Below are 24,112 nucleotides of genomic sequence, written 5' to 3' on the forward strand. Positions count from 1 at the left end.
ATGTTTATAGAATTAGCTTACAAGTCGCTGCATAATTTCTGGAGGTACCTCTTAGGTTCTGTACTTGTTATTTTTGCATCAGTGATAGGGCAATTACCGCTTACAATTGCAGTATTATTTAAGTTGGGGGTTTCTAATATGGACAATCCTGAAGAGCTGCAAAGTTCTATGGAAAATCTAGATCAAAATGCAATAATGGGCGTTCTCGATAAGAACCTTACTTTCTTTCTTATACTTATCTCTTTTGTTTTCGCCCTTGGCGGATTATTGTTTGTTATTAAATTTTTACATCAGCAAAAGCTCAAAGATCTGGTTACTACACGAGCAAAATTTGATTGGGGAAGAGTTTGGTTTGCTTTTGGTATGATTGCGATCTATACCGTCACGGCGACACTAATCAGCTATTTTTATGCTCCTGAAGAACTGTTAGTTTCCTTTAATCTTGTACCATTTTTAATACTGGCGGTTATTGCAATTCTTTTTGTGCCCATACAAACAAGTGTAGAAGAATTAGTTTTTAGAGGCTATTTAATGCAGGGTTTTGGAGTACTGGCTAAAAACAGATGGTTTCCGCTGCTTATGACTTCTTTTATATTTGGTGGCTTGCATTATTTCAACCCTGAGATAAGTGCGATGGGAGATATCGTAATGGTCTTTTATTTTGGTACCGGTCTTATTCTAGGTATTATGACTTTGATGGATGAAGGCATGGAGCTTGCCTTGGGATACCACGCAGCAAACAATCTTATAACTGCTCTATTAGTAACCGCAGATTGGACTGCCTTTCAGACCGATTCAATTTTCAAGGATATTTCAGATCCTACAGCAGGAATTGTTGATGTACTACCGGTATTTATAATTTATCCTATCTTTTTAGGAATATTAGCCTATAAATACAAATGGACCGGATGGAAAGAAAAGCTATTTGGAGCTGTAAATGAACCGGAAAGTCCTAAATTAGAAGACCATTTTGTAGCAGATTAAAACAGCTTACGATGTCTAAATATGAAGTACATCCTGAATTTAAACTCAACGGTAAGCCGCTAAAGGCAGCAGGTTTAAAAGTACTCGCTGCAGATTTAATTGACAGTGGCGAATTGTATGAGCAGGAGCTTGCTTCATTTATTCTTGACTGGCTTAATGATAAAGATTATGTATTTGTAAATACCTCGGGATCTACAGGTGTTCCTAAAAGCATAAAGCTTCTTAAAAAGCACATGATTAATAGTGCAAAAGCCACCGGTAAACAGTTTAAGTTAGACGCAGGTACTTCTGCTTTGCATTGTTTGCCTACCCGGTTCATTGCCGGTAAAATGATGTTTGTACGTGCAGTTATTTTAGGTTGGAAATTAGATGTGGTTCCTCCTAAATCTAATCCGCTTGATCAGGTTTTTAAGCGTTACGATTTTTCTGCGATGACGCCATTTCAGCTTGATAACAGTATTGCACGTTTACATTTATTAAGCAAGCTTATAATAGGTGGTGGGGTATTTTCTGAAACGCTTAAAAACTTAGTAAAAGACAGTCCCGCAAAAATCTATGAGACTTACGGGATGACAGAAACCATTACACATATAGCAGTGCGTAGGGTCAATTCTAAAAAAGCCAAAGATGCAGAGCCTCCTTTTAAAACGTTAAATAAAGTTACCGTAAGCCAGGATGACCGCGGTTGCCTCATTATAAAAGCGCCTAAGGTTACAACAGATCCTATTGTTACAAACGATTTGGTTGATCTCGTCTCCTATAAAAAATTTCACTGGCTAGGTCGCATAGACAATGTTGTAAACAGTGGTGGTATTAAATTGTATCCAGAGAGTATTGAGAAAAAACTTACGCTTCAGATAGATGTAAATTTTCTTGTCGCGGGTATCCCTGATGATAAGCTGGGAGAGCGTTTAATTCTTATTATGGAATGTGACAGTTTTGATGCTTCAAAACTCAATTTTGAAGTTTTAGAAAAGTATGAGGTTCCTAAAGAGTTATACTGTGTTCCTAAATTTGCACGTACTCCTAATGGAAAAATCAAGCGTAGTGAAATTATAACGGGCTTAAAACCAGAATACAAAATTTAAATTAAGGGTTGAATCAGATTCTTGGCAGGGAACTTGATATTTCATTTATCAAATTCTAAAGCTCACCTCTGATGAAAAAAATTACACTCTTAATTATGCTCCTTTTTATAACAGGAGCAAGTCTTGAAGTTTCAGCACAAAATAAAATTATGTTATCTGGTCAGGTAACAGGCGAAGGTCAACCACTTGCCGGTGTTCGTGTCTTAAGTAAGATAGGTGGTCACAAAAGTATCACAGATTTTAATGGAAATTTTACCATTAAAACACAGATAGGTGATGTCCTGACTTTTAAGTTTATTGGGTATACTACGAAAACTATAACAGTTAAAAACACCCAATTTTTAAATGTCGTTTTAGAATCTTCTGAGGCTTTAGAGAAAGTTATTGTACGTGAGAATGAACCTGTAGAAGAAATTGCTTTTATAAGTTACTCGCAAGGCTTTCACTCAAAAATCGCTCCTGCTCATGGTATTTACAACCATCAAAATAATTCCGAAAGCTACGCCAGAATAGACGAAAATCAATTTAAGCATGTAAGTACGAGTCCGCTTTCTACATTTTCAATAGATGTAGATCGTGCCGCCTATAGTAACATACGTAGAATGATTAATAATGGTCAGGATATCCCGGCAGATGCTGTGCGTATTGAAGAAATGATCAATTATTTTAACTATGACTATGAGCAACCTAAAAACGCAGATCCTTTTATGATGAATGCTGAGGTTGCTAACACTCCCTGGAATAGTGTTACCCAATTGATTAAAATAGGAATTAAGGGAAAAGAAATTCCGTTAGGTGATTTACCAAGTTCGAATCTTGTTTTTCTTTTAGATGTATCCGGGTCTATGAATAATCCTAATAAATTACCCCTTTTAAAAGCAGCGTTTAAAATACTGGTAAATCAACTAAGGGAACAGGATAAAGTGGCTATTGTTGTTTATGCCGGTGCAGCAGGCACGGTATTAGAACCTACAAACGGGTCTAATAAAACAGAAATTTTAAATGCCCTAGATAAGCTTGAAGCAGGCGGAAGCACAGCAGGTGGCGCGGGTCTTAAGCTTGCGTATTCTTTAGCTGAAAAACACTTTATAGATGGCGGAAATAACCGCATTATATTAGCGACAGACGGGGATTTTAATGTAGGTCTAAGTAGTGATCGCGAGATGGAAGATTTAATCGAAGAAAAAAGAGCTTCGGGTATCTTTCTCACGGCATTAGGTTTTGGGATGGGTAATTATAAAGATTCAAAACTAGAAACACTGGCAGATAAAGGCAATGGTAATTATGCCTATATAGATACGATGCAGGAAGCCCGGAAAGTATTGGGTACCGAGTTTGGTGGTACTTTATATACCATAGCAAAAGACGTTAAAATACAGGTAGAATTTAATCCAGCTTTGGTAAAAGGGTATCGTCTTATAGGCTACGAAAACCGCTTGTTAAATGATGAAGATTTTAATGATGACACTAAAGATGCAGGCGAAATAGGAAGTGGGCATACCGTTACTGCGCTTTACGAAATTTTACCGGTAGGTAAAGATTCTCTATTTTTAAAGGCTGTAGACGAATTAAAGTATACAAATACGACAACAACTAGTACTACAAATAAATCTAATGAGTTAGTGACGGTTAAAATTAGATATAAAGAGCCTAATAGTGATGTGAGTAAGCTCATTCAACAGATTGTTAAATCAGACTCGATGAATATAAGTAACGCTTCAGAAGATTTTAATTTTATAGCAAGTTTGGCGCTATTCGGTATGCAACTAAGAGACTCACCATTTAAAGGTGATGCGTCTAAGTCTATGACACTGAGTCTTGCTGAACGTGGTCGCGGAAAAGACAAGGAAGGATTTAGAGCAGAATTTATAAGGCTGGTTAAGGCCGCTAATTAATATTATTTTTATTCCTTTGTAACACAAATTAAGAATTATGAAATATATTTTTTTCATTGCTACAGTGGTTTTAATGGGAGTTTATGATGCATCAGCACAGTATGGTTACGGTGGTGGGTATGGTGGTAATGGTTACGGCCGCAGTCGTATGGGAAGTAGTATGATGGGAGCGGGTGCTACACAACAGGGGCCTAAAGAAGAGCCTAAAACTTCAGCAGAACTTGTTGATGAGCGCATAGATGAATATGTAACAGAGTTTGAGTTAGATCCTTTTGAGACTGAAGTATTGCGTACGTATCTAGAAACGCATTTTGACAATGTAATGGGGCTTCAAAAAGACAAAACTAAAGATGCAGAAACCATGCGCAAAGATTTTGAACGTATGCAAACTGAATTTAAAACCAACTTGAAGTCTATTCTTTCTGAAGAAGAAATAGAAAAATTTATCACCATGGATTTTACATCCTCCGCAGTGCGTAAGCGAAAGAAAAACAGAGAGAATTAGTTTTAAAAGGTGCCTTGAGCACCTTTTTTTATTGGGGGTTAATGCGTATTTTCGACTATCAATTTTATTCTTTTTTATGCGTTATTTAATACTCTTCTCCATTTCTTTATTTTGTTTTTACAATACTGCTCAGTCGCAAATTTTACCAGAGCGCGACCGCGCTGTTTTAGTAGATAGAATACTTGCCGATCGTTTTGAAAATGTACTGCCTAATCTTATGTACCGCACCGGTATAGACATGTGGGTGCTCATTTCAAGAGAATATAATGAAGATCCTGTAATGCGAACGATGTTGCCGGCTACTTGGCTAAATGCACGCAGACGCACGATTTTAGTGTTTTATTGGAATGAGTCTAAAAATAAGCTAGAGAAACTTGCCGTTGCCAGATACAATATAGGTGATAGTATAACATCTGCCTGGGATAAGGAGCAGGAGCCAGACCAGTGGAAAGCCTTAATTAAAATCATAGAAGAGCGTAATCCTAATAAAATAGCGCTTAATTATTCTAATGATTATGGTATTGCAGATGGTCTTGTAAAAACAGATTACGAGGCATTTATGAATGTTTTACCAGAAACGTATAAATCTAAAGTAGTATCGGCAGAACCATTAGCTGTAGGCTGGGTAGAAACGAGAAGTCCGTTAGAACTTCAACTTTTTCAAGAGCTTGTAGGCATCACGCACAATATCATTAGAGAAGCATTTAGTAGTAGCTTTATAAAGCCGGGAAAAACCACGACAGAAGATGTAGTCTGGTTTTTAAGACAAAAAGTTACAGATTTAGGGCTGGAGACCTGGTTTCACCCTACAGTAGATATACAGCGGGCAAATGAAAAGTTAGAAAGTCACCTTACTGCTTTCACAAACCATAATGAGGCACAGGTAATTTTACCCGGTGATTTAATTCACTGTGATTTTGGTATATCTTATTTACGTCTCAATACAGATTGCCAGCAGCATGCCTATATTTTAAAGGACGGGGAAATGACAGCTCCTCAGTTTTTAGTAGATGCATTTGCTAAAGGAAACCAACTTCAAGACATTCTTACTTCAAAATTTGAAACCGGGAAAACCGGAAATACAATCCTAAAGGAATCTCTTACCGAGGCGAAAGCAGCAGGTTTAATACCTTCAATTTACACCCATCCGCTAGGTTTATACGGCCACTCTGCAGGTACCACAATAGGTATGTGGGATGCACAGGACGGTGTTGAAGGGTCTGGTGTTTACAAACTGTTTCCCAATACAGTTTATGCAATAGAATTAAATACAACAGTAAATTTACCAGAATGGAATAAAGACATACGAATAATGCTTGAAGAAGCCGGTTTATGGACTTCTAAAGGCTTTAGCTATGTTAATAAGCGCCAGCAAGAGTTAATATTGATAGATTAAAACGTGTAGGCTATACCTAATCCCGTTCTAATACCTGACCAATTTGTTCGAACAGCAGAACCTCTATTGTTTTCTAAATAGGCTTCCTTATTTTCAGAAAAAATAAGCTTACCGCCAAACACATAGTCATAACCTGCTTTAATTCTCAAACTAAATATTGAAACTGGTTGTTCAAAGAGTAAAAAACTTCCTAAACCAATATCTCTTGAAGAGAATTTATAAGATTCTTCGGTTGTCGTATTATTAAATTTTGAATAGTTGTCAATCTCAAAGAATGAGAATGTATTTATAGATTTTAAACCTAGTTTTAATTTACTAGGAGATTCTTTAATTAAATCAATATGGTAAATCCCACCAATAGAATAACCTGTTACAGGTTGTAAAATTCGTATTTGTCCAGAGTAATCACCGTATGAAATCTTTCCTCCTGTAGTGTTATAGCTAAAATAAATCGCAGTTTTTATATTCACAAATTCATAGCCTAACGTAAATCCTACATTTGCGGGGAAGTTATCTACAGTTTTAACATTAACGGGTTCTAAATCCTGTACAAATTCCTCTTGAAACTGTTTTAACTTTGAATGGCTAAATGTATTGTAGTCAATATCTAAAAATAGCTTACTTTCCTGTAAGTATGCGTGTTGACTGCACCCCAATACAACTATATAGGAGATTATCTTGTATATCTTTTTAAAAATAGCCATCTAGATAAATACCGTTATTTGAAATTATTACATCGTTTATAAACTCAAATGATCTTCCGTGATGCGTTTCAGCGCAGTTGAGTGATTTTTTTGTTGAAGTGTTAAAATCATAGACAATTATTTTTTCAGGGTAGTCTTGCGAGTTATCGTTTTGATGCACATATACTTTATTACTACCTGAGTCGTAATTAATATAGCTTATTTCTGTGGCGAGGTCGAAATAACTTCTAGTACCGCTATCTACGTTGTAAACAATTGATCGTTTGTCTGAATAGAAATCACCATAAATAACTTCATTTCTTTCAGGTATAAAATCGACATAATGCAGCTGAGCCCCGTTATTTAAAGATTCAACAAATTCTACTTTTTGATTTATTAAACTATATAGTTTGTCTCCATTGATGAAGTTTTTACCATCATCAGAAAAAAAGAAGCGATAATCTGTTGTAAAGCTCTTTATAAGTGTGCTGTTTTCAGCATCATATATTTCAATTAATCCCCGGCTTAGATACCTTATAATTGTGCCATTGCGGTAATATGATCTATAACCTTGGTATATAGTTTCAGAAACCGGAATTTTTAAAGTTTCAGTAATTGTTAAATTGTTTAAATCAACAAATAGTATCTCTGAGTTTGTACTAACTACTAATTGATTTTTCTGAACAATTAAATCGCCAGTAGTATTTCTTACGGTTTTTAATTTATTTGAGCTAATAATTGAAAAATCTTCGGGATCTAATTTATAGATGATGAGGTCTAATGAAGCATTGTAATAACTATCTCCTATTAATTGAAGTGCATAGTATGCATTAGATACTTTATCAAATGTAATACTGTTTATTTGCTTTAAAGACATCTCCTTACCAAGGAAATATTTTACTTCTAAATTATCAATCCAGGCATCAGAATCGTTCTTGTATAATGAGATTTGAATGTAATTTTTTTGTCCAAAAATAAGTGATTCATTTACAATAAAAGATCCGCCATTTTTGTTGAATTTATCATCAAACCTACTATTAATATTAAAGCTTAGTTCATCAAAGTTCCCATATAGTGGGTGTTGGGTATATGTAAACTGGTAACTGTTCTCATTGATTATATCAACAGAAATTTTAGGGGGTGGTAATGTTTTGCCTAGGGTATTACTGGTAGTCTCTCCGTAATTATTAGAAAGTGTAATCGTGTAAGAAAAATCTAATGTTGTGGTTTGTTTATCTATAAAGGATAATGATTCTATTTCTTCCCGGGTTAAAGCTAGTTTTTCTGAAAAATACCCGTGCGTATAAATAGTTAAATAGCCTGTTTCAAAATTAGCATCTTTAGACAACTCCCATTTTAAAACCGGTTTTCCATCATTTATTTCAATTGATGAAAGCGTAATGTTTTTTGGTAAAGATTTATCTGTCGTAAATGTATATTCTCGTTCGGCTTGATAAACTTCAAGGTTATTTGCATCAGCAATACTACCCGTACCTGATGAAAATTGAAATATAACTTTTAAACTATGTTGGTCACCTTGCAGTTCGTCTATGTTTAGAAGAAAGGTACCTGTAGGTTCATTGGAAAAGTGTATTTGGTTTCCATCAACGAGTATTTGAATCCCAAAGAGGCGATGAATATTATTAGAATTAAATACAAACTCAATATTTTTAGATTTTCTAAGAACCTCATTTGAAGTTAAACTTAAATCAAAAGTAGCTGAAGGTTCTATTTGTTCTAATTCTATAAAATAATCCTCGCCAAATTCATAGGAACATGAATTACAAGAAAGTATTAATAGAATGTATGTAAATAATATATTCCTTTTGTAGTTATTTGCTCTGATAGTGTATGATTAAATTATTTAAAATTCAATTATACAATAAAACTCTTTACTATAAAATATTGATAAGTAATAATTTATTAAATCTGAAGATAACTAAGCTCCTTTTAAGAGTTTTTTCTGTTGCCTTTTTCGGTAATATATTACGCTTATAGATAAGCCTACACCACAAAATGCTAAAACTGCACCTACTAGTTCTGGTGAAGTATAGCCGTAACCTGCTGCTATAGGAAGTCCGCCTAAAAATGCGCCAATCGCATTAGCAACATTAAAAGCAGCCTGATTTACAGAAGAGGCTAGCATTTCAGACTCTTTAGCAGATTTTATCATTAACATCTGTATAGATGGAGCCGTAGAAAAGGCAAAAGCTCCAGTTACAAAAACCATGATAAGCATCATCCATTGTATAGGTGCTATAAAAGATATGGTGATTAAACAAATGGTCATTGCTCCCAGAAGTATTGCAGTCGCTTTGATAGGCGAAAATTTATCTGCTAATTTTCCTCCTAAAACATTTCCAAACGTCATACCTAAACCAGCTAGCATTAAAATGAAGATAACCATCTTGTTGTCAAACCCGCTTACTTCAGTAAGTAGGGGAGTGATATAACTATACCAGGCAAAGAAGCCACCGGTCCCTATTGCGGTAATTCCCAGAATAAGCCAAAGTTCGGTACGCTTAAAGATTTTAAGAGCATCTTTTATGGGGATAGGTTTGTTTTTTTCAATTTTTGGTAACCAGAATGTAATTGCTAAAAGAGTAAGTAAACCCACTGCTACGACAATCATAAAAGTGTACCTCCAGGAGATGTTATGTCCTACATATGTACCTAAAGGAATACCTATAATATTAGCCACTGTTAAACCGCTAAACATCATAGCCACAGCGCTTGCAGCTTTTTCTTTAGGAACTAACCTACTTGCTACTACAGCACCTACACCAAAAAAGGCACCATGTGGTAAGCCAGAAAGTAACCGAGATATAAACATGAGGTTGTAACTTGTGGCAAATATAGAAAGAGCGTTAAATGCGGTAAATGCCAGCATCAAGGCTAATAGTATTTTTTTAGGTGAATAGTTTCCTGCAATAGCCACTAAAATGGGAGCACCTATAACTACTCCCAAGGCATAAGCCGAGATAAAATGCCCCGCCTGCGGTATACTTATATTGAGATCTTTAGCGACATCAGGTAATATTCCCATCATCACAAACTCGGTCATTCCTATTCCAAAACCACCTATAGCTAAGGCAATTAGACTCTTCTTAAACATAAAATAGTGTTTTGAATTACCATTTAAATATGCTTAAACGATAATTTCGCGCAAAGATAGGATAGATAGATGTACTACTGTAATGTTTACTTAACCGATTTAGTTATTGAATTGAGGGAATATAATATTAGTAATCTTATAAGGAGATGATCTTTTTAAGATTTAGTGAGAAGTTGTTTTCTTAAAAGTTATTATAAATGTTGTACCCGCATTAGGGGTACTCGTTACTTCTATTGTTCCGCCCAGACTTGTAATATGATTATAAACGAGATATAAGCCTATACCATTGCTATCTTTTTGAGACGTGTTGTGAAAGCGCTGATGCAGTTTAAAAATGGAATCTCCTGCTTTATCCATATCTATTCCTATACCGTTATCCTTATAGATAAGCTGTACAGTACCGCGCATTTGCTCTGTATGAATTTGTATTTCGGGAGTTTGGTTTGGTTTTGAATACTTGATAGAGTTGGTAATCAAATTTAGAAAAACACTCGTAAGATAATTGGGAGAGAAAACAACTGAAGGAGCTTTCTCAAAATTCGTTTTAAACTTTACGTTATCTCGTAGTATGAGTTGGTGAATAGATGCTTTTGCTTCATTCAATACAGTTTCAAAATCAACTTCTTTTAGTTGTAATGCTAACCGGTCTTTTTTGATCCAGTTATTCATGTAGGAGTTAATGACCTCATTGAGATTTTCGGTAGCAATTTTAAGTAAGCGTATATATTCTGCAGCTTCGGGGTTATCAATATTTGTAGTTTCTAACAATTGATGTAAAGCCATAAGGTTACTCAGCGGTGATCTTAAATCGTGAGAACTTGAGTAATTAAAAAACTTAAGGTCCTTATTACTTTCATTTAAATTTTGCAAAAGGTGATTACGCTCAATTTCAATATTTTTCTTAGCGGTTATATCTTTTGCAATTGCATAAACTATTTGTTCTTCTTTTAAGGCTATTGAAGACCAACTCAACCATACGGTACTTCCGTTTTTATGAACATAGCGATTTTCAAATTGAGTTAAGAGAGTGCTTTGTAATAGGTTTTTTCGTTTATTTCTAGTGAGAACTCTATCTTCTTCAAAAATGAATTCTGAAATAGGTTTAGAAAATAACTCTGTTTCAGTATAGCCTAATGTATTTATAAATGCCGGATTTACCTTTTTAAAATAACCGTCAAAACCCGCTACGCACATTAAATCTGGAGATAGCTCAAAAAAGAAATCTAGATTGTAGATTTCAGACGCTATATTGTGCTCATTAGATAGCATAGTCTAATTTTTATAAAGTTCTGGTGTTATCTTTAAGGTTGCCGCTGGCAAACCATCATATCCTAAGTAATGGTAGTAAAGGGTTACATCATTATCTCTAAAATAATCCATTTCAGGATTACTTTTTAAACGGGCTATTATTGTAGGTTTTACATATTTAGCTACGGTATCTTTATTTACAGAATCGGCTTTATATATAAGTGTGTAATAGTAATCAAAACTTTTTTCACCACGAGCCACAGCGCTATCTAAAGTGGTCTCTTCATCTAATTTAATGGGAGTTTGCTTATTGATTTTAATAGCTTCTTTTTTTAATATACTATATACATTATCTTTTTTAAAAAAGAAATAGTGAACAGCATAATAAGATAGCGCCGCTGTAACTAAAAATACAATTGCAGTAAGAATAAGCTTAGAGACCTTAGTATTCATAAGTTAGAAAACTAAACCTGTATTATTCCTAAATTAAACTTCTTTTCAATAGGTGCGTGGTTAGCAGCTTCAATACCTGTAGAAATCCAATTGCGTGTTTCTAAGGGGTCTATAATAGCATCTGTCCAAATACGTGATGCAGCATAATACGGTGAAACCTGCTCATCATAACGAGCTTTTATACGGTCGTACAGCTCTTTTTCAACTTCTTCAGTAATCTCTTTACCTTGTTTTTTAAGTGAAGCAGTTTCTATTTGTAATAAAACTTTTGCAGCACTATTACCACTCATAACAGCAAGCTCTGCAGACGGCCAGGCGACTATTAGGCGTGGGTCATATGCTTTTCCGCACATAGCATAATTACCGGCACCATAAGAGTTACCTATTACAATGGTAAATTTTGGCACTACCGAATTACTAACGGCATTTACCATCTTTGCACCATCTTTAATAATACCACCATGTTCACTTTTGCTTCCTACCATAAAACCGGTAACATCTTGTAAAAAAACCAGAGGAATTTTTTTCTGATTACAGTTAGCAATAAAACGTGTGGCTTTATCTGCACTGTCGCTATAGATCACACCACCAAACTGCATTTCGCCATTCTTAGTTTTTACAATTTTTCGCTGGTTAGCAACAATACCTACTGCCCAGCCATCTATACGTGCGTATGCTGTAATAAGTGTCTGCCCGTAGCCCTCTTTATATTCTTCAAATTCAGAATTATCAACAAGACGTTTGATGATATCTTTCATGTCATATTGATCACTGCGCTTGGCAGGTAAAATCCCAAATATATCTTTAGGGTCTTCGGTAGGTTTTGAAGCGGCAATTCGGTTAAAACCTGCCTTATCAAAATCACCTATTTTGCCCATTATATTCTTTATTCTGGTAAGTGCATCTTTATCGTCTGTAGCTTTGTAATCTGTTACGCCACTTATTTCACAATGTGTTGTAGCGCCACCCAGCGTCTCATTATCTACACTTTCACCTATAGCAGCTTTGACCAAATAACTGCCGGCAAGAAAAATACTACCTGTTTTATCTACAATCATTGCCTCATCACTCATAATGGGCAGGTAGGCACCACCGGCAACACAACTTCCCATTATAGCACTAATTTGAGTAATGCCCATACTACTCATTACCGCATTGTTTCTAAAAATGCGTCCAAAATGTTCTTTGTCTGGGAAAATCTCATCCTGCATAGGTAAATAAACTCCGGCACTGTCAACTAGATAAATGATAGGCAGTCTGTTCTCAATGCTTATTTCTTGAGCTCTTAAATTTTTCTTACCTGTAATAGGAAACCACGCTCCGGCTTTTACAGTGGCGTCATTCGCAACCACAACGCAAAGTTTACCGCTTACCTTTCCTATTTTAACAACTACACCGCCACTTGGGCAACCGCCGTGTTCTTCATACATACCGTCACCGGCAAATGCAGCTATTTCGATAGCCTTTTCGGGTTTGTCAAGTAGAAAATTTATGCGTTCACGTGCAGTAAGTTTACCTGCAGCGTGTTGTTTAGCGATACGTTGCTCACCACCTCCCAGCTTAACTTTAGCAAAACGTTGTTTAAGGTCTGAGGTAAGTAGTTTATTGTGATCTTCGTTTTTGTTGAATTTGATGTCCATATGCAATGTTTGGGCGTTCCCCACACTAAGGTGTGGGGCGGGCTCGCAGCGCTACACGCCAGCCGTTGGCTTTGGCGGGGTAACTGCTTTGATCCCTAACGCAGGATTGAATTGTAACGAAAATACGAAATCGACATCGTAATCTTCAGTTATATTTATATGAAAAAAACGATATTTGTTTTTTACATTACTTGCGTAAGGGATAGCAGCGGCATCCTGCTCTGAAACTTAAACGAAAGAGCAGATATAGCGAATAGCCCGACTCTATTAGTTTTTACTAATAGAGTTACGCCCTAAATCTAAAAACCAATGATGAATAAAAATACAGTACTAAGCTGGGCAACCTTTATTATGATTGTTGTAGGTCTGGCACTTATAGCATTAGGTGCTTTTAGATATAACGAAATCGCCGGTTACGGTTTTGCCGCAGTGGGAGTTGGTTTTTTTGCAATTGCCTGGGTATTTAATGCATTAAAGGGTCGTGTCTAATGTCTAAAGCACAACTTAAATCTCATTTATTAAGACACTTAAAAGGTGGGGAGGCATTTATGCCTATAGATGATTTGCTTGACAAAATTAGTTTTAAAAATATAGGGGATCGCCCCGTAGGATTGCCTTATTCTTTTTATGAGATTTTTTATCATATAAATTATGCTCAGAAAGACATTTTAGACTTTTGCACTTCAGAGCATTATACATTACCTAACTGGCCTGCAGATTACTGGCCATTAGAGAAAACAGCTGAAACTAAAAAAGAATGGAAACTTCTTAAAGAGCATTTTTTTACAGACAGAATGCTATTAACAAGTTTTATCGAGAATGAGGAAACAGATTTAATGGCTGTAGCAAAACATGGCGAGAAGCAATCTGTATTGCGGGAATTAATGCTCGTTATTGAACACAATGCCTATCATACAGGGCAGCTCGCCATTATTTTACGACTTTTAGGTTTACATTAAAGTATTAAGCGACTTCAACTGGTGTAGTAATTATTTTTTCAGGAGTGATAGGCAAATCGCGTACACGCTTACCGGTTGCATTAAACACAGCATTAGAGATCGCTGCTGCAATACTTGTAATTCCTAATTCTCCTATACCTTTCACACCCATCGGGTTAGCGATATAATCCTCCTCGGGTAGAAAAATAACATCTATTTTACCTAAATCTAGATTTACAGGTACATGATAATCTGCAAATGAACGTGTTATAAAATTACCGTGATTAGGCTCTATTTGCGAGTGCTCTGTTAAAGCCTGACCTATTCCCCAGGTAATACCGCCTATTATTTGCCCGTAAGCTGTTTTTGGATTTAAAATTTTACCAGCAGAGCCCACATTTACAAAATGCTTAAGACGTATCATCCCGCTATATTTATCTACCCATACCTCACAAAAGTTTGCACCAAAAGAATATACCGAGTATTTATCAAATTCAGCAGTAGGTCCTGCTGTACCTTCGGCTTCAAATTCTTTAAGTTTTGCTTTTTTCATAAGCTCTGCAATACTTAAATCTTCGCTGGTATTTGCCAGGGTTTTTAAGGAGGTAAAAGCATTATCGCAAGCAGCTTTAGCGCCATTTGTATACGAGGCTGCACCCCATGACCCACCCGAACCCGGTGTTTTTGGAAATTTAGAATCCCCTAATTCTACACTTATTTGCTCAATAGGAATTTTTAAATATTCTGCAACCGTTTGTCCTATAATAGTATAACTGCCGGTTCCTATATCTGTAGCATCAGATTGTACGGTTGCAAGTACTTTTTCTCCCTCTAGTTTCAGGCTAATTTTAGCCGAACTTTCCATATATGGAGCCTGTCGTGATGATGCGCTCATGCCGTAACCTACCAGCCAGTTTTCCTTTTTGGTATGACCGGGATTTGGATTCCATTTATTTTTCCAATCAAACTTTTTTGCACCTATGCGTATACATTCTACGAGTTGTCTTGAAGAAAACGGTTTGTCAACACTCAAATCGTGTTGTGTATCATTTTTAATGCGAAGTTCTGCAGGATCCATTTGCAATTTAAATGCAAGCTCATCCATGGCAGATTCTAAAGCAAAGCTACCCGGCGCTTCACCCGGTGCACGCATCCATCGTGGTGACGGTAAGTTAAGCTTCATTAATTTATGCGTAACTAGCGAATTGGGTGTGTTGTATAACATACGCGTCATCGCGCCACATTGTTCCTGAAATTCTTCATAAACAGAAGTTGCTGCAGTAGTTTCGTGAGCTACGGCGGTAAGTTTACCCTCTTTGTCTGCACCCAATCGCATATGCTGGCGGTTGTGTTGTCTAAAACCTACAGCAGTAAACATTTCATGACGGGTTACGGTAAGCTGCACCGGTCTGCCGGTCATTTTTGCTGCCATGATTCCTAAAATACCGTGCTCTCTAAGCTGTAGTTTAGAACCAAATCCTCCTCCAACATAAGGAGTAATTACACGTACATTATCTTCAGAAATCTGAAAGGTATCTGCAATGGTTTTTACTGCGTGCGCAACAATTTGAGTAGATGCATAGGCAGTTACTTTGTCACCTTCCCAGGTTGCAATTATATTGTGCAACTCCATAGGGTGGTGATGTTCTATAGGTGTGTTATAGGTGACATCTACTGTTTTAAAGGCTTCGTTCATACCTTTTTCAACATCTCCCCATTGCGTATTTGTATGAGAATCCCCATTAATTTTTTTGGGCATGTAGAGTTCGTCTGTATGCTTATCAAAATCTATTTTAGGGTTCTCCTGATCGTATGTAACTTTAACAAGATTTGCTGCATAACGTGCCTGCTCAAAGGTTTCTGCTACTACAACACCTATGTACTCACCATAATAATGAACATCTGTTGTTTGTAAACTGGGAGAAATACTTTTTGTATCTGGAGATTCGAAGCGACCGCCATACCCTTTAAGTTTCATAGCATTTTCATGCGTAATAATTTTGAGAACGCCTTCTTGCTTTTCGGCTTCAGTAGTATCTATACTAAGTATTTTACCTGCTGCAATAGTACTTTGTATTCCCTGAGCAAATGCCAAATTATCTATGGCAAATTCTGAAGAATATTTTGCTTTCCCCATTACTTTTAAAGTCCCTTCCAAGCGACTTATAGCATTGCCTGTTCCTGATTTTTTTTGATCTTTCATGAGGGTTGTTTTAACTTCTGGAAGTTGCTTGAAGAAGAGCTCTTACGAGTGTTTTCTTAGCTAATTCAATTTTATATTCGTTCTGGTCTAACGGTTTTGCATCTTGAAGCGCAAGATCTGCCGCTGCTTCAAAAGTTTCTTTTGTTGCTTTTTTGCCAATTAGAAATTTTTCGACTTTGTCTAATTTCCAAGGTTTGTGAGCAACCTTACCTAATGCTAAACCGGCTTTTGTGATGGTATTATTTTCAATTTGTAAACCCACTGCTGCAGATACTAATGCAAATGCATAGCTTGAGCGTTCTCTTACTTTTAAATAATAATAATGTTTAGGATAAGCAGATTTAGGTAAATCTATAGCTGTGATTAACTCACCAGTATTTAAATTGGTGTCTTTTTCCGGTTGATCTCCCGGTAATCTGTGAAATTCTGAAAATGGAATGGTACGGGTTTTTCCTTCCTGATTTTGAACAGTGACTGTCGCATCAAGAGCGGCAAGCGCCACACTCATATCTGAAGGATGCGTTGCAACGCATGATTCACTCCACCCAAAGATTGCATGTTTACTATTAATACCGTTAAGTGCTCCACACCCGGTGCCGGGCTCTCTTTTATTACAAGGCATTGAAGTCTCATAAAAATAAGGACATCGTGTGCGCTGTAAAAGATTGCCGCCATTTGTAGCCATATTGCGTATTTGCTCTGTTGCAGCGGCAAGAATAGCCATTGATAGCAGGGGATAATTTTCTTTTACTAAAGGATTATTTGCGGTATGGGTGTTACTTACCATAGCTCCTAGCGAAAGGCCTCCCGAAGCATTTTTTTGAATCTCTTTAAAAGGAAGATCTGCAACTTCTACGATATGATCTGGGCGTTCTACATCTTCTTTCATTAAATCAAGAAGATTAGTACCGCCACCTAGATAATGCGTTTTTTTATTCTGCTTGTGTTGTGATACAGCTTCTGAAGCAGATTGCGGACTGTGAAATTGAAAAGGTCTCATTGTGTTAGTTCTTTAATTAGTCTGCAGATCTACTGCTGTTAAGTTCTTCTTGGGTAGCAAAGCTCCAGCTAGGGTCTTTACCTTCTCCTAGATGCACTTCTTTAATAGCTTCAACAATATTGTTATAGGCCCCGCATCTACAAATGTTACCAGACATACGCTCACGTATTTCTTCATCAGAAAGCGTGGTTATCTTATCCTGTACATTAGGAGTGACATAACTTACTTCGCCGCGTTTTGCTTCATCTAAAAGGGCAACAGCAGAGCAAATTTGCCCTGGTGTGCAGTAACCACATTGAAAACCATCGTGTTTTAAAAAGGCTTCCTGTATGGGATGCATTTTATTGTTTTGAGCAAGACCTTCTACCGTGGTAATCTTTTTGTCTTTACATGTAGCAGAAAGCGTTAAGCATGAAAGTTTACGCTCACCGTCAATAATCACAGTACAGGCGCCGCATTGACCGTGATCGCAACCTTTTTTAGAACCGGTTAAATCTAATCGTTCGCGTAGCGCATCAAGTAATGTCATTCGGGAATCAACCATCAGCGGATGGATGTCACCGTTAATTTGAAGATTAACTTCAATAGCGTTTATTAAAGCTTTTGAATCCAATGGTGCTAAGTTTTTAGTTTTTTGAGCGAATAAATCTGATGTAAAATGCGGAAGCGCCATAAGGCTAATTCCTGCTGCAGACATTTGACCTAAAAAAGAACGGCGTGCGTTACCAAAAATTCCTAATTCGTCAAGTATTTTTTCTTCATCTTCGTGCATTCGTTTATTGGCATAGTCGCCAGAACTGTTTTTTGAATCATCCATCTACAATCGTTTTATTGATTAGCTACTAGTATTGTGAATAGTTCTAAATCTTGTAGTTACAAAAATCAGAGAACACTATTCGGCTTTGTTTCTTGGCATTTTTATAAAATTGAATAATATTTTTAAAAGTGTTGTTTTTCGGCTTGTTATATTTTTGCCAAATAACTTAAATATGGGAAATCGGCTATTTTTAAATACACGGAATTCAGGTTAATTAGGTGTTTTCTAACACAAGCCTTTTCAATACCTTTGCACGGCTATACGACAACCTATTAAAGGTCTTAAAGCATTAATTTAAAAGAGAAACGCATATGAGCGACGATAACAAAATAATTTTTTCAATGTCTGGGGTGAGTAAAACCTATCCCGGTGCAAATACTCCAGTATTAAAAAAGATATACCTGAGCTTTTTCTACGGAGCAAAAATTGGTATTCTAGGTCTTAACGGATCTGGTAAATCTACCTTGATGAAAATTATTGCAGGTTTAGATACTAATTTTCAGGGAGATGTAACTTCAGATAAAGAATTTTCGGTAGGCTACTTAGAGCAAGAGCCTAAACTTGATCCTGAGAAAACCGTTCTTGAAATCGTAAAAGAAGGAGCTGCGGAAACCGTAGCAATACTTGATGAGTATAATAAAATAAATGATTCTTTTGGTCTTGAAGAAGTGTATTCTGATGCAGATAAGATGGATAAGCTTATGGCTCGTCAGGCTGTTTTACAAGATGAGATAGATGCACGTGGTGCGTGGGAGCTAGATAACAAACTTGAAGTTGCTATGGACGCATTACGCACGCCACCGGCAGATCAAAAGATAGGAGTACTTTCTGGTGGTGAAAAGAGACGTGTTGCTTTGTGTCGTCTGCTATTACAGGAGCCAGATGTATTGCTTCTTGATGAGCCTACTAACCACTTAGATGCAGAATCTGTACACTGGTTAGAACATCATTTAGCTCAATATAAGGGTACTGTTATCGCTGTAACTCACGACCGTTATTTCTTAGATAATGTCGCAGGATGGATTCTTGAATTAGATCGCGGCGAAGGTATCCCCTGGAAAGGAAATTACTCATCCTGGCTAGATCAAAAATCTAAGCGAATGGCTCAGGAAAGTAAAACGGCTTCTAAACGCCAAAAGACGCTTGAGCGTGAGTTGGAGTGGGTGCGTCAGGGAGCTAAAGGTCGCCAGACAAAACAAAAAGCCCGTTTACAGAACTATGACAAAATGATGAGTCAGGATCAGAAACAGGTTGATGAGAAACTTGAGATTTACATACCTAATGGACCTCGTTTAGGTACTAATGTAATTGAGGCTAAAGGAGTAAGTAAAGCTTTTGGAGATAAGTTATTGTATGAAGATTTAAACTTCAATCTTCCTCAGGCAGGTATAGTAGGTATTATAGGGCCTAACGGTGCTGGTAAAACAACCATTTTCAAAATGATTATGGGTGAATTGCAGGCAGATAAAGGGGAGTTTGTGGTAGGAGATACAGCGCAGATTGCTTACGTAGATCAGAGCCATAGCAATATAGATCCCGAAAAAACAATTTGGCAGAACTTCTCAGACGAGCAGGAGCTTATTTTAATGGGAGGTAAAGAGGTAAACTCTAGAGCATATTTAAGTCGTTTTAACTTTAGCGGAAGCGAGCAAAACAAAAAAGTATCTACACTTTCTGGAGGAGAGCGCAATCGTCTACACCTTGCCATGACTTTAAGAGAAGAAGGTAACGTACTGCTGCTTGATGAGCCTACAAACGACCTTGACGTTAATACATTAAGAGCGCTTGAAGAAGGGCTTGAGAATTTTGCAGGTTGTGCTGTGGTTATTTCTCACGACCGCTGGTTCTTAGACCGTATCTGCACACATATTTTAGCATTTGAAGGGGATAGCCAGGTTTACTTTTTTGAAGGTGGTTTCTCTGAATATGAAGAAAATAAGAAAAAACGTTTAGGTGGGGATTTAATGCCCAAGCGTATTAAGTATAAAAAATTAGTTCGCTAACTACAACTAATCAAAATCTTTTAAAGCCTCTTAATTCTGTAAAGAATTAAGAGGCTTTTCTCTTTATACGTTATAGAACAATTGATTTAGTGTAGCCCTTCAAAATTGCTAATAAAATAATTCTATTTTTATTAATTCTAAATAGAGTAAAATCATTTGGATTTTTATATTTGCACTCAATTTAAAAGCAGTCTAAATAAAGAGAATTAAATTTTATAAATCCTGCTGATTAATTTTTAGATATAACCCTTTGATTACATAAAATGAAGAAAAAAAAGAAGTATACCCTTAGAAAGTTAATAAATGACGTTCACCTCTGGTTGGGTTTGGGAAGTGGCATTATTTTATTTTTAGTATGTCTAAGCGGTACAATACTGGCTTTTGAACACGAGATTAAAGCTGCCTTTTCACAGAATTTAGTTGTAGAGCCTAGCGGGGAGAAACTAAATATAGAAGAACTAAAGACTACACTTGCTAAAACGCATAAAGGTATTCTTACAAGTATAACGATACCTGAAAAATCAAATGAGCCTTATACATTTACGATTAAAGAAAATCCTAGAGAACGTCGCGGTACAAATCTTCAGGTTAATCCTTATACAGCTGAAACCTTAATTCCTGAAGCAAATCCTGCTGATGCATTCTGCTTTTTCTTTTTTAAAATGCACCGTTGGTTACTTTTAGACTCTGCAATAGGAAGGCCTATTGTAGGTGTAGCGACAATTTTATTTTTAATTCTCTCCATAACCGGATTAGTACTGTGGTTTCCGAAGAAGTTAAAATGGAAAAATTTAAAATCGGGTTTCAAAATAAAAACTAAAGCAAATTGGAAACGTGTTAACCATGATTTGCATAATACTCTTGGCTTTTATGCATTAATTTTTATAGTTATAATGGGCATAACTGGCTTATGCTGGTCATTTGAGAGTTATAAAAACGGATTGAGCGATTTAATAGGTGCAGAAATATTTAATAGGTCATCGCCAAAGTTTGATTATGAAGAAAACACTAACGATATCACTGCTAGTTTAGCAGAAGTTATAACCACTGTCAATGCAACTCTTGATTATCCCGGAGAATTATCTGTTAATTTACCTGGCGAGCGTTCTGCCTATTACAGTATTAGAAAATATAATGCTTCTAATTTTTCACCGGTAACCTATGATGCGGTTTATATATCTAAAGCAGGTGCTGTTTTAGGAGTAGAAAAATTTAGTGAAAAACCATTCAATGTGCAGGTAGCATCTCTCATTAGGCCTATACATACAGGAGAAGTGTATGGCTTTTTTTCAAAGCTTATTTATTTTATAGCGTGCCTTATCGCTACAAGTCTTCCGGTTACGGGAACGTTGATCTGGCTTAATAAAATGAAGAAAAAGAAAAAATAGTTTTCTCAGTTTAAGAAAAGGGGTTTTTTCCCTTAGTTCATAATGCAGAAAGGGTGTTTTACGTAATTATTTAATATTCAGTTTCTTATAATTTTAGATTCAACTTAAAATCTTTTATTATTATGAAACCACTAAACCATCACGGGCTTAAGGAAATGCCGCAATTGCGCTATATGTGCTCGCATCAATCTATACACGAAGAGCGCATAGGTCGTTTTGGACGTATCTTTCAAGACCATCCTGCAATGATGCTAAATCCTTCATCATTAATAGAAATGGGTAAAAAAGGAGGACCTATGGATGGTGGAACTTCTGATGATCTTACTCAAAATGTTCCTTTGGGTATGGTTTATCTGGGGCAATTTATTGATCACGATATAACCTTAGACACGACTTCTTCTTTTAATACAGCTAATGAAGCGACAGAGATAGAAAACTTTAGAACACCGGCTTTAGATCTTGATTGCATTTTTGGAGAAGGTCCTGAAGATGAGCCATTTTTATATGAATCTAATAGTTTACGTCTCTTAACCGGAAAAACGAATAATAATATTGGTCAGGGGGTTAGTTTAGAAAGTGAAGATCTGGCGCGTAATGGTCAGGGAAAAGCAATTATAGGAGATCCTCGCAATGATGAAAACCGAATAATATCACAGCTACAACTTGCTTTTATACGTTTTTACAATGCGATTTACACAGATATAGAGTCTCATAATCCTACTGCAGAAGCGAAACATATTTATGAGGAAGCTCGTAAACTAACAACCTGGCACTATCAATGGATTGTTATTTATGAATTTTTGCCTACGATGTGTGGGGAAGTTATTGTAGATAAAGTTTTGGGTAGAGGGCGTCAATATTACAAACCCTATGAGCGGGCGTTTATTCCCGTAGAATTTTCAATAGGTACGTATCGATTTGGACATTCTATGATTACTCAAAAAGTAAAATTGAAACAAGGAGGTTCTACGTTTGATTTATTTTCTAATAATATAGGCGGAGGCTTCAGTAAAATTACGAGTCTCAATCAGGTAATTGATTGGGAATGTTTTTTCGATTTTGACGGTAGCTATCAACGTGCTGCAAAATTAGATATGAAATTAGCAAGTACATTATTAGAGCTTCCCTTTGTGCAGCCTGTTTCGCATCTAAGTTCACTAGCAACACGTAATTTATTGAGAGGGCAATCATTCTTTATGCCTTCGGGAGAAGTGATAGCAGAATGTATGGGAAGAGAGGCTTCAGAAATTGCAGATGTACGCAGTCATATTTTAAACACAATTAACGGTCACGATATTGATTTTGATGCGGGAAGCCCATTGTGGGCATACGTTCTTGCCGAAGCAGCAGATATAGGGCGTCACGATAAAGATGGTTTTAAACTGGGAGAAGGTATGGGACCCGTAGGAGGAACAATAACGGCAGAAGTTATAATTGGTTTGATGGAGCTCGATGCAAATTCATTTATGGGAAGTGATCGCAACTGGCAACCCACTCTAGGAACCGGCGGAAAATTCACAATCAAAGATTTACTTACGATATCAAAAAACGGTATTTAAAATAAAAGCTGAACGGATAAAGGCATCTTCAAATATTCTTGAAGATGCCTTTTGTTTTTAATGATGCCGTGTTTAAGGTAATTTTTCAATTTTTTTCATGATTATATCAGCTTCAGCATACTTATCATCACTGGCAGAGCGGTTACTTGTAGAAAGATGAAAAGCTTCTTTCATAAGCTTTTCATACTGCTGTTGTAATTTCTCTTTTTCAGTTTTCTTTTTAAATAATCCAAACATGGTTCTTAATTTAAGTGAGCAATTTTTTCTTAAAGTTACTAAAGAAAAAGGGTAAGGCTAGGTATTAAGGTGTAAAGTATTGTTATTACTAAGCAGCCTGGTGTACTTGAATTATACTTTTAAGCGGCTGTTAGTTTGAGTACTTTTGTTTTCAAACTTAAATTGTATTCTATTTTGAATTTAAATCAGATAAAAGTCATCGCATTTGATGCAGATGATACGCTTTGGGTCAATGAGACTTTCTTTAGAGATGCCGAAATCGCTTTTGCAAAACAACTGTTAGATTATGGTGAGGAAGATGATATTGTAAGAATGCTTTTAGATACCGAAATTAAAAATTTGGATACCTATGGTTATGGAATTAAAGGTTTTACCTTATCTATGCTAGAAACCGCTCACCAGCTTATGGGAGACCGTATGAATTCTGAAATTACTGCATTTATTCTTGAAAAAGGAAAGCAAATGCTTGCCGAACCGGTAGAAGTATTGCCGCATATTGAAGAGGTTTTAGCGCAGCTTTCAAAAAAATATAAACTGGTCGTTGCTACTAAAGGAGATTTACTCGATCAGGAGCGAAAGCTTATTAAAAGCGGACTTATAGACTACTTCCATCATGTAGAAATTGTTTCAGACAAAAAGGAAACCCAGTATAAAAAGCTGGTGAGGCACTTAGATATAAATGCTGATGAATTTTTGATGATTGGAAACTCGCTAAAGTCAGATGTTATTCCTGTGCTTGCGATGGGAGGATATGCAGTTCATATTCCATTTCATACTACGTGGTCGCATGAACAGGTAGATGAAGATATTAATCACTCAAAATTTAAAGCCCTTAAAAGTGCTAAAGAATTATTAGAATTGCTTTAAATCACTGTCTTTTAGGTAAAAAACTACGCAGAATATATATTAGAGCAGCGATACCTAAGCCTAGTAATAGACCTTTACCAAAGCTGGCATTAA

General features: G+C 36.3%; 21 protein-coding genes. 11 read left to right on the forward strand and 10 right to left on the reverse strand.

Annotated elements, in window-relative coordinates; translation table 11 throughout:
• From P164_RS18225 to P164_RS18245, 5 genes are all read left to right on the forward strand, one after another.
• Positions 1-984 carry a CPBP family intramembrane glutamic endopeptidase gene (locus P164_RS18225; RefSeq protein WP_028377752.1) on the forward strand — a complete coding sequence of 328 codons (984 nt, stop codon included), beginning with the start codon at positions 1-3 and terminating at the stop codon, positions 982-984.
• A gap of 11 nt (positions 985-995) precedes the next feature.
• Positions 996-2,072: an AMP-binding protein gene (locus P164_RS18230; RefSeq protein WP_035899992.1), complete on the forward strand. Its 1,077-nt coding sequence runs from the start codon at positions 996-998 to the stop codon at positions 2,070-2,072.
• Between the two features lie 71 nt (positions 2,073-2,143).
• Positions 2,144-3,967 carry a vWA domain-containing protein gene (locus tag P164_RS18235; protein WP_028377753.1) on the forward strand — a complete coding sequence of 608 codons (1,824 nt, stop codon included), beginning with the start codon at positions 2,144-2,146 and terminating at the stop codon, positions 3,965-3,967.
• 37 nt (positions 3,968-4,004) lie between these two features.
• The gene (locus P164_RS18240) at positions 4,005-4,472 is read left to right on the forward strand and encodes a hypothetical protein (protein WP_028377754.1); all 468 of its coding nucleotides are present in this window, start codon (positions 4,005-4,007) and stop codon (positions 4,470-4,472) included.
• Between the two features lie 76 nt (positions 4,473-4,548).
• Positions 4,549-5,868, forward strand: a complete 1,320-nt coding sequence (locus tag P164_RS18245; protein ID WP_028377755.1) for a M24 family metallopeptidase — start codon at positions 4,549-4,551, stop codon at positions 5,866-5,868.
• Here P164_RS18245 and P164_RS18250 read toward each other — a convergent pair.
• From P164_RS18250 to P164_RS18275, 6 genes are all read right to left on the reverse strand, one after another.
• Positions 5,865-6,572 carry a hypothetical protein gene (locus tag P164_RS18250; protein WP_028377756.1) on the reverse strand — a complete coding sequence of 236 codons (708 nt, stop codon included), beginning with the start codon at positions 6,570-6,572 and terminating at the stop codon, positions 5,865-5,867. The genes P164_RS18245 and P164_RS18250 overlap by 4 nt on opposite strands.
• Complete coding sequence (locus P164_RS18255; RefSeq protein WP_028377757.1) at positions 6,559-7,899, reverse strand: hypothetical protein; 1,341 nt, start codon at positions 7,897-7,899, stop codon at positions 6,559-6,561. Before P164_RS18255 ends, P164_RS18250 begins: the two co-directional genes overlap by 14 nt.
• A 591-nt stretch (positions 7,900-8,490) precedes the next feature.
• The gene (locus P164_RS18260) at positions 8,491-9,666 is read right to left on the reverse strand and encodes an MFS transporter (RefSeq protein WP_035899993.1); all 1,176 of its coding nucleotides are present in this window, start codon (positions 9,664-9,666) and stop codon (positions 8,491-8,493) included.
• Between the two features lie 162 nt (positions 9,667-9,828).
• Positions 9,829-10,935: a PAS domain-containing sensor histidine kinase gene (locus P164_RS18265; protein ID WP_051621402.1), complete on the reverse strand. Its 1,107-nt coding sequence runs from the start codon at positions 10,933-10,935 to the stop codon at positions 9,829-9,831.
• A gap of 3 nt (positions 10,936-10,938) precedes the next feature.
• Positions 10,939-11,367 (reverse strand): hypothetical protein, encoded by a 429-nt coding sequence (locus tag P164_RS18270; RefSeq protein ID WP_028377759.1) that lies wholly within the window; start codon positions 11,365-11,367, stop codon positions 10,939-10,941.
• An 11-nt stretch (positions 11,368-11,378) separates the two neighbouring features.
• Positions 11,379-13,007, reverse strand: coding sequence for an acyl-CoA carboxylase subunit beta (locus P164_RS18275; RefSeq protein WP_028377760.1), 1,629 nt, complete (start codon positions 13,005-13,007; stop codon positions 11,379-11,381).
• Positions 13,008-13,319: 312 nt separating this feature from the next.
• Between P164_RS18275 and P164_RS18600 the strand changes: the two genes are divergently transcribed.
• Both P164_RS18600 and P164_RS18280 read left to right on the forward strand, forming a co-directional pair.
• Positions 13,320-13,496 (forward strand): CAL67264 family membrane protein, encoded by a 177-nt coding sequence (locus P164_RS18600; protein WP_234405886.1) that lies wholly within the window; start codon positions 13,320-13,322, stop codon positions 13,494-13,496.
• Positions 13,496-13,966, forward strand: coding sequence for a DinB family protein (locus P164_RS18280; RefSeq protein WP_028377761.1), 471 nt, complete (start codon positions 13,496-13,498; stop codon positions 13,964-13,966). The genes P164_RS18600 and P164_RS18280 overlap by 1 nt, the downstream gene beginning before the upstream one ends.
• 4 nt (positions 13,967-13,970) lie before the next feature.
• Here P164_RS18280 and P164_RS18285 read toward each other — a convergent pair whose 3' ends face one another.
• Genes P164_RS18285 through P164_RS18295 form a run of 3 tightly spaced genes read right to left on the reverse strand, consistent with a single transcriptional unit; the run spans position 13,971 to position 17,965 of the window.
• A complete protein-coding gene (locus tag P164_RS18285; protein ID WP_028377762.1) occupies positions 13,971-16,148 on the reverse strand; it encodes a xanthine dehydrogenase family protein molybdopterin-binding subunit in 2,178 nt (725 codons plus the stop codon).
• Between the two features lie 10 nt (positions 16,149-16,158).
• Complete coding sequence (locus tag P164_RS18290) at positions 16,159-17,148, reverse strand: FAD binding domain-containing protein (RefSeq protein ID WP_028377763.1); 990 nt, start codon at positions 17,146-17,148, stop codon at positions 16,159-16,161.
• A gap of 16 nt (positions 17,149-17,164) precedes the next feature.
• Positions 17,165-17,965: a 2Fe-2S iron-sulfur cluster-binding protein gene (locus P164_RS18295; protein WP_028377764.1), complete on the reverse strand. Its 801-nt coding sequence runs from the start codon at positions 17,963-17,965 to the stop codon at positions 17,165-17,167.
• 311 nt (positions 17,966-18,276) lie between these two features.
• Between P164_RS18295 and ettA the strand changes: the two genes are divergently transcribed.
• The 3 genes from ettA to P164_RS18310 all read left to right on the forward strand — a co-directional run bounded on the left by ettA (position 18,277) and on the right by P164_RS18310 (position 22,915).
• A complete protein-coding gene (ettA, locus tag P164_RS18300; RefSeq protein ID WP_028377765.1) occupies positions 18,277-19,968 on the forward strand; it encodes an energy-dependent translational throttle protein EttA in 1,692 nt (563 codons plus the stop codon).
• Between the two features lie 263 nt (positions 19,969-20,231).
• Complete coding sequence (locus P164_RS18305; protein WP_028377766.1) at positions 20,232-21,356, forward strand: PepSY-associated TM helix domain-containing protein; 1,125 nt, start codon at positions 20,232-20,234, stop codon at positions 21,354-21,356.
• Between the two features lie 122 nt (positions 21,357-21,478).
• A complete protein-coding gene (locus tag P164_RS18310; RefSeq protein ID WP_028377767.1) occupies positions 21,479-22,915 on the forward strand; it encodes a peroxidase family protein in 1,437 nt (478 codons plus the stop codon).
• A 72-nt stretch (positions 22,916-22,987) separates the two neighbouring features.
• Here P164_RS18310 and P164_RS18315 read toward each other — a convergent pair whose 3' ends face one another.
• A complete protein-coding gene (locus P164_RS18315) occupies positions 22,988-23,152 on the reverse strand; it encodes a Lacal_2735 family protein (RefSeq protein WP_035899996.1) in 165 nt (54 codons plus the stop codon).
• A gap of 174 nt (positions 23,153-23,326) precedes the next feature.
• On the opposite strand from P164_RS18315, the gene P164_RS18320 reads away from it, so the two are divergent.
• On the forward strand, positions 23,327-24,019 hold the full coding sequence (locus tag P164_RS18320) for an HAD family hydrolase (protein WP_028377768.1): 693 nt from the start codon (positions 23,327-23,329) through the stop codon (positions 24,017-24,019).
• Positions 24,020-24,112 lie beyond the last annotated feature (93 nt).

Source organism: Leeuwenhoekiella sp. MAR_2009_132 (genome assembly GCF_000687915.1).
Lineage (GTDB): Bacteria > Bacteroidota > Bacteroidia > Flavobacteriales > Flavobacteriaceae > Leeuwenhoekiella.

What these genes read in the sequence shown, in the direction of transcription:
- P164_RS18225 (WP_028377752.1), top strand. Translation starts at nt 1, where the DNA reads ATGTTTATAGAATTAGCTTACAAGTCGCTGCATAATTTCTGGAGGTAC.
- P164_RS18310 (WP_028377767.1), top strand. Translation starts at nt 21,479, where the DNA reads ATGAAACCACTAAACCATCACGGGCTTAAGGAAATGCCGCAATTGCGC.
- P164_RS18250 (WP_028377756.1), bottom strand. Translation starts at nt 6,572, where the DNA reads ATGGCTATTTTTAAAAAGATATACAAGATAATCTCCTATATAGTTGTA.
- P164_RS18260 (WP_035899993.1), bottom strand. Translation starts at nt 9,666, where the DNA reads ATGTTTAAGAAGAGTCTAATTGCCTTAGCTATAGGTGGTTTTGGAATA.
- P164_RS18290 (WP_028377763.1), bottom strand. Translation starts at nt 17,148, where the DNA reads ATGAGACCTTTTCAATTTCACAGTCCGCAATCTGCTTCAGAAGCTGTA.
- P164_RS18315 (WP_035899996.1), bottom strand. Translation starts at nt 23,152, where the DNA reads ATGTTTGGATTATTTAAAAAGAAAACTGAAAAAGAGAAATTACAACAG.
- P164_RS18275 (WP_028377760.1), bottom strand. Translation starts at nt 13,007, where the DNA reads ATGGACATCAAATTCAACAAAAACGAAGATCACAATAAACTACTTACC.
- P164_RS18235 (WP_028377753.1), top strand. Translation starts at nt 2,144, where the DNA reads ATGAAAAAAATTACACTCTTAATTATGCTCCTTTTTATAACAGGAGCA.
- P164_RS18600 (WP_234405886.1), top strand. Translation starts at nt 13,320, where the DNA reads ATGAATAAAAATACAGTACTAAGCTGGGCAACCTTTATTATGATTGTT.
- P164_RS18285 (WP_028377762.1), bottom strand. Translation starts at nt 16,148, where the DNA reads ATGAAAGATCAAAAAAAATCAGGAACAGGCAATGCTATAAGTCGCTTG.
- P164_RS18280 (WP_028377761.1), top strand. Translation starts at nt 13,496, where the DNA reads ATGTCTAAAGCACAACTTAAATCTCATTTATTAAGACACTTAAAAGGT.
- ettA (WP_028377765.1), top strand. Translation starts at nt 18,277, where the DNA reads ATGAGCGACGATAACAAAATAATTTTTTCAATGTCTGGGGTGAGTAAA.
- P164_RS18265 (WP_051621402.1), bottom strand. Translation starts at nt 10,935, where the DNA reads ATGCTATCTAATGAGCACAATATAGCGTCTGAAATCTACAATCTAGAT.
- P164_RS18305 (WP_028377766.1), top strand. Translation starts at nt 20,232, where the DNA reads ATGAAGAAAAAAAAGAAGTATACCCTTAGAAAGTTAATAAATGACGTT.
- P164_RS18270 (WP_028377759.1), bottom strand. Translation starts at nt 11,367, where the DNA reads ATGAATACTAAGGTCTCTAAGCTTATTCTTACTGCAATTGTATTTTTA.
- P164_RS18295 (WP_028377764.1), bottom strand. Translation starts at nt 17,965, where the DNA reads ATGGATGATTCAAAAAACAGTTCTGGCGACTATGCCAATAAACGAATG.
- P164_RS18240 (WP_028377754.1), top strand. Translation starts at nt 4,005, where the DNA reads ATGAAATATATTTTTTTCATTGCTACAGTGGTTTTAATGGGAGTTTAT.
- P164_RS18245 (WP_028377755.1), top strand. Translation starts at nt 4,549, where the DNA reads ATGCGTTATTTAATACTCTTCTCCATTTCTTTATTTTGTTTTTACAAT.
- P164_RS18230 (WP_035899992.1), top strand. Translation starts at nt 996, where the DNA reads ATGTCTAAATATGAAGTACATCCTGAATTTAAACTCAACGGTAAGCCG.